A 12,409-nucleotide genomic window follows, 5' to 3' on the forward strand; every position below is an offset into this window, starting at 1 on the left:
CGAGACGAAGGGCGTGACGCGTTGAAACGCCGGGCCGCTTACTGCGCGACCGGCACGGTCACGTCGCTGCCGAACCAGTGCATCGAGATCTTCTTCAGCGTGCCGTCCTTTTGCAGCGATTCCAGTGCGTCGTTGATCGCCTTCTCGAACTTCGGGTTGCCCTTGCGGAACGGGATCGCCATTTCCTGCTTGCCGCCGTTCAGCACCGCGCCCGCGCGCAGCGGCAGGTTCGACGTCTTGATCATGTACGGCAGCATCAGGCGGTCGTCGAGCGTCGCCTCGATCCGGCCCGCGGCGAGGTCGCGCAGCTTCTCCGGCGCGCCCGGATACGTCTGCACCTCGATGCCCGGCACGGTGCGCGCCATCTGGTCGTAGTTGGTGCCGAGCGTCACGCCGAGCTTCTTGCCCTTGAAGTCGTCGAGCGACTTGAAGTTGCGCGTGTCGTCCTTGCGCTGGATCAGCTGCGCGGCCGAGTACGTGTACGGCTGGCTGAAGTCGAGCACTTCCTTGCGCTGCGGCGTGATCGTGACCTGGTTGACGATCACGTCGAACTTGCCGGCCTGCAGGCCCGCGATGATGCCGCTCCATTCGGTCGGGATGAACTGCGTCTTCACGCCGAGCTTGCCGGCGACCGCGTTCGCGACGTCGACGTCGAAACCCTCGAGCTGGCCCGACGTGCCGCGCGAGTTGAACGGCGGATACGTGCCTTCGAGGCCGACGCGCAGCACGCCGGCTTTCTTCACCGAATCGAGCAGGTCGTCCGCGTGCGCGGCGACGGCCGTGAAGCCGAGGGCCGACGCGAGCAGCAGGCCCGACAGCAGGAACTTCGAACGTTTCATCGCAGATCTCCAGTGTTCAATATGGTGTTGTCGTGAGCGCCGCGCACCGGCCGGGCCCGGTGGGCCGCAATACGGACACGTAGACACTACTCGCAACCGAGCCGCGCCGAAAGTCGAATTGGCCCTGATTGCGATCGATTTCATCGGAGCCCGGTGACGTGATGGCGTATGCGGAATAATCTGACGAAAGCCGCCGGTTCGGCGGCGTCGAAGCCATCAGGCCAGGAGCAGATCGACATGGATTTCCGGTTCTTCGCCGACGTCGCGACCTACACGTTCGAGGACGGCGTTCACGTCGTCGGCCTCGCGGATCGCGATCCGCCAACGCAATACGTCATCCTTCAGCGTGGAACGGAAGACGGCGAGCAGGATGAAGCACTCGGCCTCGACACGTATTACACGGAAGTCTGCGAGAACGGTGTCGCCGGCTATGGCGGCGTCGAATCCGTGTCCCTGCGCGGCGAGATGCTGAATATCGAGCTGGCGCCGGATGCGGCGTGGGCGCAAGGGTTGGGGTTGGTCACGATCGTGGTGCGCGCGACCGACAGCCTCGAACACGTAAAGCAGGGGCTGACGGCGATCTTCGCGGGAACACCGACGAGGCTGTGCATCGATTGACGCGCACCGGGAAGCGGGCGGACGCGGAATTGGCATAATCACGGCCTGCCGCGAGGATCTCGCGGCCGATGCAACGTAATCATCCCGGACACCACAGCAATACCCATGTCGACCGACTCCACAACCGAAGTGCCGCTGCAACATATTCTCGAACGCCCCGGCGATTTCTCCGGATGGCTCTACCTGCCGCCGATGCCCTGGACGCTCGATACGGAGGGCGCATTCTCCGACGACACCGGAGGCGACGACGAGATCGCGGTGCCCGACATCGCCCGGCAATCCGGCTGGCAGATCACGCTGGACAGCGCGACGATCGAAGACATCGTGATCAACGCGCACGACCAGATCGACGAGCCGAGCATGGCCCAGTTGTTCGACGCGTTCGTGTTCTACATCGAAAACGACGCCTTCATTCTGTTCTGACGACACGCAGGCCACGCCCACAGGATGCGAATGAAATGAACACGACGGACGATCAGGCGGCACTACGTACGCGTCAGGAAGCCGTTTGCGCGCAGTACGGCCTGCCCGCCGTCGAACCGGAAGACATGGTCGCCGTCGCCATGTCGACGCTTGGCAGGATGCCGGTCTACGGCACGCGTATCGCACGATCCGAAGGCGACAACATCGGCTGGTTTTTCCATTGCGGCGAGTATTCCGACGCAGCAGATTTCTATCAGCCGCTGCATGCCGCGCATCTGCCGACTTACCTGCCGTCGGTGCAACCGTATCTGAGGTTGCCGCCCGGCGCGCGATTCATCATCGACGATGCGGGCTACGAAGACGTCTGGATGGATTAGCCCGCCGATGAGGGACCGCCGTGCGCGCGCAGCGAACCCCCACGACCGAAAGTGACGATCCACAACGAAAAAGGACCGCCTGGCGGTCCTTTTCCACATCGAGCAACCTGCGCTGCTTACGGCAACGAAATCGTCAAATTGGCCGACTCCGGGCCCACCTTGATCACCTGCGAATAAGGTGCGAGCGCCTGCAGCGTCTTGTCCTTCAGGTAGGTGTTGAGCCCGAGGAACCCGAGCAGCGCCACCAGCGTGAACACGGTCCCGATCGCCCAAACCGGCACCTCGCGCTTCAACCGGTGCGCAATCTGATCCGGCAACGGCCAATGCGGCGCGAACGGCGCCCGCTTGCCCTTCATATGCGCGATCTCGTCGCCCAGCCGCGCCGTCAGATAAGCCAGCTTCTCCGGCCCTTCGAGCAGATACTTGCCCTGGAAACCGAGCAGCAGGCACATATGAAACACCTCGAGCGACTGCAGCCGCGCGGCACCTTGCACACGACATTCCTCGAGATACTGGAAGAACTTCTCGCCCGCGAGCTGCTCGCCGAACAGCACGAGCTGCAGCGGCCGGCGCTCCCAGTCCGTGCGGATCTTGAACTGCGACGACAGCACCATCTCGTCGATGGCCGCGCAGAACGCGAACTTCGCGCTGTACACATCCTCGGCGGCGATATTCAGCTTCTTCGCGCCGCGCTCGAAATCCGACAGGAATTCCTGGATCCGCGTGCTGAACTCGCTCGCGCTGTCCGGCTCGCGGCCGTTCTTGAGCAGGAACAGCATGAAGAAGCCGTCGTACAGCAGGTCGAGCAGCGAACGGGCCTGGAACGCGGAGTCCGTCGACGCGGGGGTATGCATGGGTGCCGGCGCGTTGTCGCCGAACAGGGAAGGCGCGTAGCTCATGATGTGACCGCGATCAGTTCGAATTTCAGGTCATTGATGCCAGTCGGCGCGTAGATCATCGCGGACTGGGCCTGCAGCATGCGCTCGTACAGCGCGCCGCGCGAATCGAGCGAGAAGTAGCACGCGCCGGGCCGTACCGGAATCGCGGGCGGCACCTGCGGCGTGTACGACAGCCGCACGCCGGGCATCGCCGACAGCACGAGCTTGTCGACGTCGTCGGGCGCGCCGACCTTGAAGCGGGCCGGCACCGCATCGACGAGCTCGACGCTCGGCATGTCCGCGGACACCGCCAGGTAGAACTCGGTCTTGTCGTCGATCTTGCCCGAATCGAGGCGGCCGAGGTGGAACGACGGACGCACCTCGTCGAGCGTGATCGCGAAGTAGCGCGTCGAGATCACGGTATCGAGCAGCTCGCGCAGCATCAGGTCGAGACGCGCAAAACTCGGGCCCGGATCGTCGTGGCGGTACACGGGCAGGTCGGCGAGCGTGTAGCCCTTCGAGAACGTCATCAGCTGGCCTGCGAGGCGCAGCAGTTCCTGGAACAGCCGCTCCGGATGCAGCGCCGCGTGCTGGTGCAGGTGCGCGAGCGTCGCGAACGCGGCGTTCGCGGTATGCAGCAGCCAGAACGACGCGATGTCGCCCGAGCGGAATTCGATGATGTTCTTCGACGGCTCGCGGTGGAAGCCGTACAGCGCATTCACCTTCGCCTGCAGCGCGTCGACCAGCTGGCGCAGCCGCTGGTGCAGGATCGGCGACGCGTCGATCGCGAGGCACGGCGGCACGAAGTTGTCGTCGATCTCGAAACCGGACGTCGCGGTGCGGCGCACGCGCACGAGCGGCACCGACAGCAACTGGTCGCGCGGTTCGCTGTGCGCGATCAGCTTGACCTGCGTCTTCAGGAACGTGATGTCGGCTTCGGCCGCGTCGGTGAAGTTGTCGGCGACGCTCGTCTGCTCGCTGACGAAGCGCGTCATGAAGCCGGCGGCCGGATCGTCGCTGTAGTTGGTGCCGTTCTCGCGCTGCGGGTGCAGCGCGAGATAGAACACGAATTCGTTGATGCCGTCAGGCAGCGTGTCCAGCGCGATCGGCGGCGGCAGGTCGTCGGCCTGCGGCGCGGCATACAGCGCGCCGTCCGGGAACACGAGCGCGAGTTCGGCAACCCGCAGCACGTTGCTGCCGAGTGCGTCGCGGTCGATGCGCACGGAGCGCACGCCCCAGTTGTACGGCTGGATCGCCTGGATGGATTCGAACAGGCGCGCCTCGTGGTACGCGTCCTGTCGCTGGAAGTGTTGAGGCCGGAGGAACAGCCCTTCCCCCCACAGCACCTTGGCCGAATAACTCATGTCAAATCCGGTTAATGTGGCGTTGCGATGTAATCGATTTGTTCGAACCCGAATTAACTCGCCAATTGTTAACTCTTGTTAATTGACATTCGTGCGTCATGTTTAACCGCAGGAGACCGAAGAAAGCATATTCAGCGGTTGCGAAGGCGCACCCTGTTGCGGTGCGATCACGGTGCCATCGGTGACCGTCATCGCGCAATTATGCAGGCCGATGATTATGCCGGATTTCTCCGACTTCACCGGATCGAATGTCAGTTTCCATCGTTGCAGTGCGGGATCGCGGAACAGCGCGACGATGCCGAATGCCTGCGCTTCGCGCGAGACTTTCTCGGTCGCCGTATAGCGCTGGCCCGGAATCAGCGTGATTTCGCGCACATTCAGCAGGTCGGCGCCGAGCGCGGCCTTTTCCTTGGTCGGATCGGTGAACGCGTCGAACGGCGCCTGCTGGAACGACGTCGGATCCTTCAGCGCGTAGAGCCGCACGACGAGCGCGAGCGGCTTGTGGTCGGTCGCGGCATTCAGGTTCGGCGCGGCAGCGAGCGTGAGCCCGATATTGCGCGGCGGCTTCTGCGCATCGGGCACTTCGGGCTTGCCGATGCCGGCGGCCGACATCACGGCGCTTGCGGCCGAGCCGAGCAGCGGGGCGGCCGCGCAACCGGCCAGGAGCGCGCAGGCAACCACCAGCAGCGCATAGCGAATCATGGACGATCTCATCGTGTTTCCGGCGTGCCGCCTTTATCCCTGTCAAAACTGCCGGGTATTTCCGCGTTCGCCGCGTATCCCCGGCATTGCACCGTTCAACTATTAAGCACGCCTGCGTCGCGGCAAGCGCCCGGAAATTTTTTCCGCCGCCCGGGCGGCGCGTCGCGCAACCAGTAAAACTTGCGCATTCCAGCCGAAAGAAAAACCGCCGCGAGCCCATGGCGAGAGGCCATTCGAGGGGGTAGCGCCCGGTTTTAAAAGGAATTACTCTTCACGCGACGATTGAATTATGAAAAATTGATCGGTACTATACCCGCGCGCTTCTTGCAAAGCAAAAGAACCAGATTCTCAACGATTTTAAAACTCACGCGCCGGTGGATATAACGATGAAAGACCGTCTTTTCGCAAAACTGTCTGGGGTAGTGGTGGCTTGCGGCGTGATCGCCGGCTGTGCGAGCCAGCCTCCCGCGCCGCCGACTGCCGAGGTGTTCAACAAGTCGCTGGCCGATGCGGATGCGGTTGCGAAGGCGGGTGACCAGGACAAGGCGCTCGGCCTGTACCAGCAGCTCGCGAAGTCGGACCCGACGCGCGAGGAACCGTGGTCGCGCATCGCGCAAATCCAGTTCGCACAGAACCACTACGGCCAGGCGATCGTCGCCGCGCAGGAAGCACTGCAGCGCGACGCAACCGACCGTCAGGCAAAGAGCGTGCTGGCCGTCGCCGGCCTGCGGATCGCGACGCAGTCGCTCGGCGAGCTGCGCCAGGATTCGTCGCTCGCGGGCGACGCGAAGTCCGATGCGCAGGCGCTCGCGAAGCAGTTGCGCGACACGCTGGGCGAATCGGCGCTGTTCCCGCCTGAAACGAAGGCCGTGAAGCCGCGCCCGCCGCGCCGGATCGTCCATCGTCCGAAGGGCGGCGCTGCACCGGCAGCCGAGGCCGCCACCGCCGCGGCCACCGCACCGACGCCGCCCGCCACAACGCAAAAGGGCGGCGGCGATCCGTTCGGCGCGCTGCGCAACTGACCGCAACTGACGCGATAACCACAACTAACCTGGGAGCCGTCGAGATGGCCAAGAAAGAAAGCATTCAGAAAAGCTTGCAGAAAATACGGCCGCCGCGCGTCCAGCTGACCTATGAGGTCGAGAAGGGCGACGCGATCGAGGTGAAGGAACTGCCGTTCGTCGTCGGGGTTGTCGGCGATCTGGCGGGTCAGTCCGAAATCGAGCAGCCGAAGCTGCGCGACCGCAAGTTCGTCAATATCGACCGCGACAACTTCGACGACGTGATGAAGGCGATCGAGCCGCGTGCCGCGTTCCAGGTGGAAAACCGCCTGAGCCCGGAAGGCGGCAAGTTCGCGGTCGACCTGAAGTTCCGCTCGCTGTCGGATTTCAGCCCGGACGAAGTCGTCGAACAGGTCGAGCCGCTGCGCCGCCTGCTCGAGGCGCGCTCGAAGCTTGCCGACCTGCGCAACAAGCTCGCCGGCAACGACAAGCTCGAGGATCTGCTGTCCGAGGTGCTGAAGAACACGCAGCAACTGCAGGAGCTCGCCAAGGGCACCGGCGGCGACAAAGACGGCGAATGACGACGGAGTGTTGAGATGAACCAGCAAACGGCTGCGGCCCAAGCCAGCGGCGCGGAATACGCCGCAGGGACCTCGCTGCTCGACGACATCGTCGAGAAGAGCAAGGTCGCGAAATCCGATTCCGAGCATGCGCGTGCGAAGGACCTGATCGGCGAACTCGTGCACCAGGTGCTCGACGGCACGGTGATCGTGTCGGACAACCTGTCGGCGACGATCGACGCGCGCGTCGCGGAACTCGACCGCCTGATCTCGACGCAGCTTTCCGCGGTGATGCACGCGCCGGAATTCCAGCGCCTCGAAAGCACGTGGCGCGGGATGGATTACCTGGTCAAGGAAAGCAATACGGGCCAGACGATCAAGATCAAGGCGCTGCACGCACCGAAGCGCGACCTCGTGCGCGATTTCAAGGGCGCGAGCGAGTTCGACCAGAGCGCGCTGTTCAAGAAGGTCTACGAAGAAGAATTCGGCACGTTCGGCGGCTCGCCGTTCGGTGCACTGATCGGCGATTACGAGATCTCGCGCCAGCCGGAAGACATGTACTTCATCGAGCAGATGTCGCACGTCGCGGCGGCCGCGCACGCGCCGTTCATCGCGTCGGCGTCGCCGGAGCTGCTCGGCCTCGAGTCGTTCTCGGACCTCGGCAAGCCGCGCGATCTCGGCAAGGTGTTCGATACCGTCGAATACGCGAAGTGGAAGTCGTTCCGCGACGCCGAAGATTCGCGCTACGTCGGCCTGACGCTGCCGCGCTTCCTCGGCCGCCTGCCGTTCAATCCGAAGGACGGCCAGACCGCGGAGAACTTCAACTTCGTCGAGGACGTCGACGGCACCGATCACGACAAGTACCTGTGGTGCAACGCCGCGTGGGCATTCGCTGCACGCCTGACGGCCGCGTTCGACGACTTCGGCTGGTGCGCGGCGATCCGCGGCGTCGAAGGCGGCGGCCTCGTCGAGGACCTGCCGACCCACACGTTCAAGACCGACGACGGCGAAGTCGCGCTGAAGTGCCCGACCGAGATCGCGATCACCGATCGCCGCGAGAAGGAGCTGAGCGACCTCGGCTTCATCCCGCTCGTCCATTGCAAGAATTCAGATTACGCCGCGTTCTTCGCTGCGCAGTCGGTGCAGAAACCGAAGAAATACAGCACCGACAGCGCGAATGCGAACGCCGTCCTGTCCGCCCAGCTTCAGTACATCTTCTCGGTATCGCGCGTCGCGCACTACCTGAAGGCGATGATGCGGGACAAGATCGGCAGCTTCGCATCGGCGCAGAACGTGGAGACTTTCCTCAACCGGTGGATTTCGCAGTACGTCCTGCTCGACGATAACGCCTCGCAGGAACAGAAAGCGCAATTCCCGCTGCGCGAGGCATCCATACAAGTGTCGGAGATTCCGGGCAAGCCGGGCTCGTATCGTTCGGTCGCATTCCTGCGCCCGCACTTTCAGCTCGACGAACTCTCGATTTCTCTGCGGCTTGTCGCTGATCTGCCCAAACCGGCAAATTCATAAGCGAGTAAATCGCCCGGGCGGGCCGCCTGGGTAGGACGTTAAAACCACCTCTTTGGGGAGTCGAAGGGCCATGTTACATATGCACTTGCAGTTTGGTAGTCCGGCGGTGAAGGGCGAATCCGCGGACAAAGACCATCAGGGCTGGATCGAACTGAAATCGTGGGATCACTCGATCGTTCAGCCGCGTTCGGCAACCGCATCGACCGCTGGCGGTCACACGATGACGCGTTGCGAGCACGGCGACATGATTTTCACGAAGGAAATCGATTCGTCGAGCCCGCTGCTGTACCAGCACGCTTCGGGCGGCACCACGTTCGACGAAGTGACGGTTCATTTCTCGCGCGCAGACGGTGAAGGCAAGCGCGTGCAGTATCTGGAAGTCAAGCTCAAGTACGTGATCATCTCGAGCATCGCCCCGAGCGTTCGCGAAGAAGGTCTGCCGCTCGAGACGTTCTCGCTGAAGTACGCGGCCGTGCAGTGGAAGCAAACCCAGCAGAAGATCGGCGGCAACCAGGGCGGCAACACGCAGGGCGCCTGGAGTCTGACGAAGAACGACAAGACCTACGCGGTCTAAGGTCGGTTGCGGCAACGGGGCGCGCGGCGTCCCGTTGCCGTTTTCGCAGTTTTCGCCGGCCGATGAAACGATTCGAACCCAGTTTTCTCGACAAGCTGTTCGACGACGAACCGCACCTGCCGGCCTCGGCAGCGATGCGGCAATTGTCGCTGGACGAGCTCAAGAACACGGTCGCCCGCGACGTCGAGGCGATCCTCAACACCCGTATCGCGCACACCGAGAACGAGCTGGCCGCGCTGCCGGAATGCCAGAAATCGGTGCTGACCTACGGGCTGAACGATTTCGCGGGGCTGAGCCTCGCGAGTCACTACGACCGCGCGTTCATCTGCAAGTCGATCCAGCAGGCCATCGCGCGCCATGAGCCGCGCCTGCAGCAGGTTCAGGTGACGTTCGAGCTGAACGAGCAGGCGACCAACGCGCTCTACTTCGCGATCCAGGCGCTGCTCGTCGTGCACCCGGCCGAGGAGCCGGTGAGTTTCGACGCGATGCTGCAGCCGTCGACGCTGCAGTATTCGGTCACGCGCGCACGCGCCGCGAGAATGCAGTAAATCAAGCCGCCGAGCGGGCCGGACCGCCCGGTGGTTGATCAGGTCCGGCAGGAAATATTGAGGTTCGGGGTCGTCGATGGAAGAATTGCTGCCGTATTACGAGCGCGAATTATCGTTTTTGCGGCGCTATTCGCGAGATTTCGCCGAACGCTATCCGAAAATCGCGGCGCGGCTCGCGCTGTCCGGCGAGCATTGCGAGGATCCGCACGTCGAGCGGATGATCGAGTCGTTCGCGCTGCTGGGCGCGCGCATCAACAAGAAGCTCGACGACGACTACCCCGAATTCACCGAAGCGCTGCTGGAAGTGCTGTATCCGCACTACCTGCGGCCGTTCCCGTCGTGCTCGATCGCGCAGTTCACGCCGGCGTCGCCCGGCCAGCAGACCGAACCGGTCGTGATCGACCGCGGCACCGAGCTGAAGAGCCGCCCGATCCGCGGCGTGCAGTGCCGGTTCCGCACCGCGTACGACGTGACGCTCGCGCCGATCCGCATTTCGGAGGCGCGCTACACGCCGGTCGCGCTCGCGCCGAGCGCGACGGTGCTGCCGTCCAACGCGACGGGCGTGATCTCGATCACGTTCGAATCGCTCGCCGCGCAGCTCGATCTCGGTGCGCTGAAGGTGCCGACGCTGCGCGCGCACCTGCACGGCGAGCAGTCGTTCGTCGCCGCGCTGACCGACTGCCTGTTCGTCAACGTGCTCGGCGCGTATGTCGAGCCCGAACGCAACGGCCGCTGGACCGCGCTGCGCAAGCTGCCGATCGCGCAGGCCGGCTTCGACGAAGGCGACGCGCTGATCGATTACCCGGCGAAATCGCATCCCGCGTATCGCCTGCTCACCGAATACTTCGCGTTCCCCGACAAGTTCGATTTCGTCGATTTCGACCTCGCGGCGATCGCGCGCGCGTCGGGGCGCTGCCAGCGCGCGACGCTGCATCTCGTGTTGCAGGACGTGCGCAACGATTCGCACGTCGCGCGGCTGCTCGAACTGCTGACGGCGAGCCATTTCCGGCTGTTCTGCACGCCGATCGTCAACCTGTTCCGCCAGCACGGCGAACCAATCCGCATCACGCACCGCGCGGTGTCGTACCCGGTGATCGCCGAGGCGCGCCGCGCGTTCGCGTACGAGGTGTACTCGATCGATTCGGTGAAGCTCGTCAGGCAGCAGGCGCATGAGGAATCGGTGATCGAGTTCCGGCCGTTCTACTCGCTGCATCACGGCGAATCGGCGCGGATCGGTCACTACTGGTTCGCGCGCCGCAACGACTGGGTCGCGCAGAAGAGCCCCGGCTACGAAACCGAGATCTCGATCGTCGACATCGATTTCGAGCCGACGTCGCCGCAAACCGACACGCTGAGCCTCGACCTCTCCTGCACGAACCGCGACCTGCCGGCGCTGCTCGCATTCGGCCTCGAGGGCGGCGACCTGTTCCAGGAAGGCGGCGCGCAGACCAGCGGCATCTCGATGCTGCGCCGCCCGACGCAAAGCGTGCGCTTCGAGCGCGGCCGCGCCGCGCACTGGCGGCTCGTGTCGCACCTCGCGCTCAATCACGTGTCGCTGGTCGCGCACGGCCTCGCACCGCTGAAGGAAATGCTGACGCTGTACGACCTGCGGCGCACCGCGGTGTCGATGCGCCAGATCGACGGCCTGGCCGGCGTCGAGCAGCGCGGCGCCGTGCAGTGGCTGCCCGGCAAGCCGTTCGCGACCTTCGTGCGCGGCATCGAGATCCGCCTGACGATCGACGAGGAGCACTTCGTCGGCGCGAGCCTCGCGTCGTTCGTGCGTGTGCTCGACAGCTTCTTCGGGCTTTACGTCCACCTCAACAGTTTCGTTCAACTAGTCGTCGTGTCGAAGCGCACCGGCGAGGAGATCATCCGATGCAAGCCCCGGACCGGCGAATCGATCCTGGCGTAGTCGACGCGCTGCTCGACGAGCCGCACCGCTTCGAGTTCTTCCAGGCGGTGCGCGTGCTCGAAGGGCTGTTCGCGCGGCAGGCGTCGGATGCGCCCGGCGCATGGCGGCAGGGCGACGTCGTCGCGCAGCGCATCGAATTCCGCAACACGCTGTCGCTCGGTTTTCCGCCGAGCGAGATCGAGGGCGCGCGCTCGTTCGACGACGACGGTGCGCTGCTCGACTCGGGCGAGCAGCGCGGCGCCGCGCTCGCGGCCGGCGAACTTGGCCACGTCGAGCTGACGCCCGCGTTCTTCGGGCTGCTGGGCGGGCAGGGCGCGCTGCCGCTGCACTACACCGAGCAGATCGTCGCGCGCGAGCACCTGAAGCGCGACCACGCGGCGCGCGCGTTCTTCGACGTGTTCTCGAACCGTGCGACCGCGCTGTTCTATGCGGCGTGGAAAAAATACCGGCTGCCGTTCCATTACGAGCTCGACCGCGACGAGCGCTACCTGCCGCTGCTGCTCGCGATCGCGGGCGTGCCGAGCGACGAGGTGCGCGACAGCCTCGCGGCCGGCGCGGGCGGCGTGCTCGACGAAGCCGTTGCCGGCTATGCGCTGGCCGCGCGACACCGGCCGATGTCGGCCGCGTACCTGCAGCGCACGCTGTCCGATTACTTCCGCGTGCCGGTGAAGATCGACCAGTTCGTCGGCAAGTGGTACGACGTGCCGCCCGACCAGTTGAGCGTGCTCGGCGAAGTCAATGCGGTGCTCGGCGCGACGGCGCTCGTCGGCGAACGCGTCTGGCAGCGCGACATGCGCGCGCGGATCGTCGTCGGCCCGCTGTCCAAGCGCGACTACGAGGCGTTCCTGCCCGGCGGCGCGCATGCCGTCGCGCTCGAACGGATGCTGACGCTGCTCGCTGGCGTCACGCTCGAATACGAGGTGAAGCTGGTGCTGAAGCGCACCGAGGTCGGCGCGAGCGTGCTCGGCGCGGGCTCGCGGCTCGGCTGGGACGCGTTCCTCTGCACGCGCGACACGATCGACGACCGTTCCGACGCCCGCTATGAACTGCACGTGATTCACTGATTCCGAACGACAACAACACGCA

At 64.6% G+C, this 12,409-nt stretch carries 14 protein-coding genes; 10 read left to right on the top strand and 4 right to left on the bottom strand.

Features of this window, described 5'->3' with window-relative positions; genetic code table 11:
• Window positions 1–38: 38 nt before the first annotated feature.
• Window positions 39–839 carry a cystine ABC transporter substrate-binding protein gene (locus R9B84_RS02195; RefSeq protein ID WP_262540554.1) on the bottom strand — a complete coding sequence of 267 codons (801 nt, stop codon included), beginning with the start codon at window positions 837–839 and terminating at the stop codon, window positions 39–41.
• A 168-nt stretch (window positions 840–1,007) separates the two neighbouring features.
• Here R9B84_RS02195 and R9B84_RS02200 point away from each other — a divergent pair, with 168 nt between their 5' ends.
• The 3 genes from R9B84_RS02200 to R9B84_RS02210 all read left to right on the top strand — a co-directional run bounded on the left by R9B84_RS02200 (window position 1,008) and on the right by R9B84_RS02210 (window position 2,257).
• Window positions 1,008–1,457, top strand: a complete 450-nt coding sequence (locus R9B84_RS02200; RefSeq protein WP_423759044.1) for an Imm10 family immunity protein — start codon at window positions 1,008–1,010, stop codon at window positions 1,455–1,457.
• Window positions 1,458–1,562: 105 nt separating this feature from the next.
• Window positions 1,563–1,880 carry a DUF7716 domain-containing protein gene (locus R9B84_RS02205; RefSeq protein ID WP_423759045.1) on the top strand — a complete coding sequence of 106 codons (318 nt, stop codon included), beginning with the start codon at window positions 1,563–1,565 and terminating at the stop codon, window positions 1,878–1,880.
• Window positions 1,881–1,915: 35 nt separating this feature from the next.
• Window positions 1,916–2,257, top strand: coding sequence for an immunity protein Imm33 domain-containing protein (locus tag R9B84_RS02210; RefSeq protein ID WP_423759046.1), 342 nt, complete (start codon window positions 1,916–1,918; stop codon window positions 2,255–2,257).
• A 116-nt stretch (window positions 2,258–2,373) separates the two neighbouring features.
• Here the strand turns inward: R9B84_RS02210 and icmH are convergent, their stop codons facing one another.
• The 3 genes from icmH to tssJ form a co-directional block, all read right to left on the bottom strand.
• On the bottom strand, window positions 2,374–3,156 hold the full coding sequence (icmH, locus tag R9B84_RS02215; RefSeq protein WP_423759047.1) for a type IVB secretion system protein IcmH/DotU: 783 nt from the start codon (window positions 3,154–3,156) through the stop codon (window positions 2,374–2,376).
• A complete protein-coding gene (gene tssK / locus R9B84_RS02220) occupies window positions 3,153–4,499 on the bottom strand; it encodes a type VI secretion system baseplate subunit TssK (RefSeq protein WP_423759048.1) in 1,347 nt (448 codons plus the stop codon). Before tssK ends, icmH begins: the two co-directional genes overlap by 4 nt.
• Before the next feature lie 102 nt (window positions 4,500–4,601).
• Entirely contained in the window at window positions 4,602–5,213 is a 612-nt protein-coding gene (tssJ, locus tag R9B84_RS02225; RefSeq protein ID WP_423759049.1) for a type VI secretion system lipoprotein TssJ, read from the bottom strand.
• 374 nt (window positions 5,214–5,587) lie between these two features.
• Here tssJ and R9B84_RS02230 point away from each other — a divergent pair, with 374 nt between their 5' ends.
• The 7 genes from R9B84_RS02230 to tssG all read left to right on the top strand — a co-directional run bounded on the left by R9B84_RS02230 (window position 5,588) and on the right by tssG (window position 12,387).
• Window positions 5,588–6,223: a tetratricopeptide repeat protein gene (locus R9B84_RS02230; protein WP_423759050.1), complete on the top strand. Its 636-nt coding sequence runs from the start codon at window positions 5,588–5,590 to the stop codon at window positions 6,221–6,223.
• A gap of 44 nt (window positions 6,224–6,267) precedes the next feature.
• Window positions 6,268–6,783, top strand: coding sequence for a type VI secretion system contractile sheath small subunit (gene tssB, locus R9B84_RS02235; protein ID WP_006484395.1), 516 nt, complete (start codon window positions 6,268–6,270; stop codon window positions 6,781–6,783).
• 15 nt (window positions 6,784–6,798) lie between these two features.
• Complete coding sequence (gene tssC / locus R9B84_RS02240; protein ID WP_006477094.1) at window positions 6,799–8,289, top strand: type VI secretion system contractile sheath large subunit; 1,491 nt, start codon at window positions 6,799–6,801, stop codon at window positions 8,287–8,289.
• Window positions 8,290–8,359: 70 nt separating this feature from the next.
• Window positions 8,360–8,863, top strand: coding sequence for an Hcp family type VI secretion system effector (locus R9B84_RS02245; RefSeq protein WP_006477093.1), 504 nt, complete (start codon window positions 8,360–8,362; stop codon window positions 8,861–8,863).
• Window positions 8,864–8,925: 62 nt separating this feature from the next.
• Window positions 8,926–9,411, top strand: a complete 486-nt coding sequence (gene tssE, locus R9B84_RS02250) for a type VI secretion system baseplate subunit TssE (RefSeq protein ID WP_006477092.1) — start codon at window positions 8,926–8,928, stop codon at window positions 9,409–9,411.
• A gap of 76 nt (window positions 9,412–9,487) precedes the next feature.
• Window positions 9,488–11,323 carry a type VI secretion system baseplate subunit TssF gene (gene tssF, locus R9B84_RS02255; protein ID WP_423759051.1) on the top strand — a complete coding sequence of 612 codons (1,836 nt, stop codon included), beginning with the start codon at window positions 9,488–9,490 and terminating at the stop codon, window positions 11,321–11,323.
• Complete coding sequence (gene tssG, locus R9B84_RS02260) at window positions 11,287–12,387, top strand: type VI secretion system baseplate subunit TssG (protein ID WP_423759052.1); 1,101 nt, start codon at window positions 11,287–11,289, stop codon at window positions 12,385–12,387. Before tssF ends, tssG begins: the two co-directional genes overlap by 37 nt.
• Window positions 12,388–12,409: the final 22 nt, after the last annotated feature.

The sequence above is a fragment of the Burkholderia sp. NLJ2 genome (assembly GCF_049487195.1).
Classification (GTDB): domain Bacteria; phylum Pseudomonadota; class Gammaproteobacteria; order Burkholderiales; family Burkholderiaceae; genus Burkholderia; species Burkholderia pyrrocinia.

Excerpts from the sequence above, each read along its gene's own strand:
- R9B84_RS02195 (WP_262540554.1), bottom strand. The coding sequence starts at position 839 with ATGAAACGTTCGAAGTTCCTGCTGTCGGGCCTGCTGCTCGCGTCGGCC.
- icmH (WP_423759047.1), bottom strand. The coding sequence starts at position 3,156 with ATGAGCTACGCGCCTTCCCTGTTCGGCGACAACGCGCCGGCACCCATG.
- tssC (WP_006477094.1), top strand. The coding sequence starts at position 6,799 with ATGAACCAGCAAACGGCTGCGGCCCAAGCCAGCGGCGCGGAATACGCC.
- R9B84_RS02230 (WP_423759050.1), top strand. The coding sequence starts at position 5,588 with ATGAAAGACCGTCTTTTCGCAAAACTGTCTGGGGTAGTGGTGGCTTGC.
- tssG (WP_423759052.1), top strand. The coding sequence starts at position 11,287 with ATGCAAGCCCCGGACCGGCGAATCGATCCTGGCGTAGTCGACGCGCTG.
- tssF (WP_423759051.1), top strand. The coding sequence starts at position 9,488 with ATGGAAGAATTGCTGCCGTATTACGAGCGCGAATTATCGTTTTTGCGG.
- R9B84_RS02205 (WP_423759045.1), top strand. The coding sequence starts at position 1,563 with ATGTCGACCGACTCCACAACCGAAGTGCCGCTGCAACATATTCTCGAA.
- R9B84_RS02210 (WP_423759046.1), top strand. The coding sequence starts at position 1,916 with ATGAACACGACGGACGATCAGGCGGCACTACGTACGCGTCAGGAAGCC.
- tssE (WP_006477092.1), top strand. The coding sequence starts at position 8,926 with ATGAAACGATTCGAACCCAGTTTTCTCGACAAGCTGTTCGACGACGAA.
- R9B84_RS02245 (WP_006477093.1), top strand. The coding sequence starts at position 8,360 with ATGTTACATATGCACTTGCAGTTTGGTAGTCCGGCGGTGAAGGGCGAA.
- tssJ (WP_423759049.1), bottom strand. The coding sequence starts at position 5,213 with ATGAGATCGTCCATGATTCGCTATGCGCTGCTGGTGGTTGCCTGCGCG.
- tssK (WP_423759048.1), bottom strand. The coding sequence starts at position 4,499 with ATGAGTTATTCGGCCAAGGTGCTGTGGGGGGAAGGGCTGTTCCTCCGG.
- tssB (WP_006484395.1), top strand. The coding sequence starts at position 6,268 with ATGGCCAAGAAAGAAAGCATTCAGAAAAGCTTGCAGAAAATACGGCCG.
- R9B84_RS02200 (WP_423759044.1), top strand. The coding sequence starts at position 1,008 with ATGCGGAATAATCTGACGAAAGCCGCCGGTTCGGCGGCGTCGAAGCCA.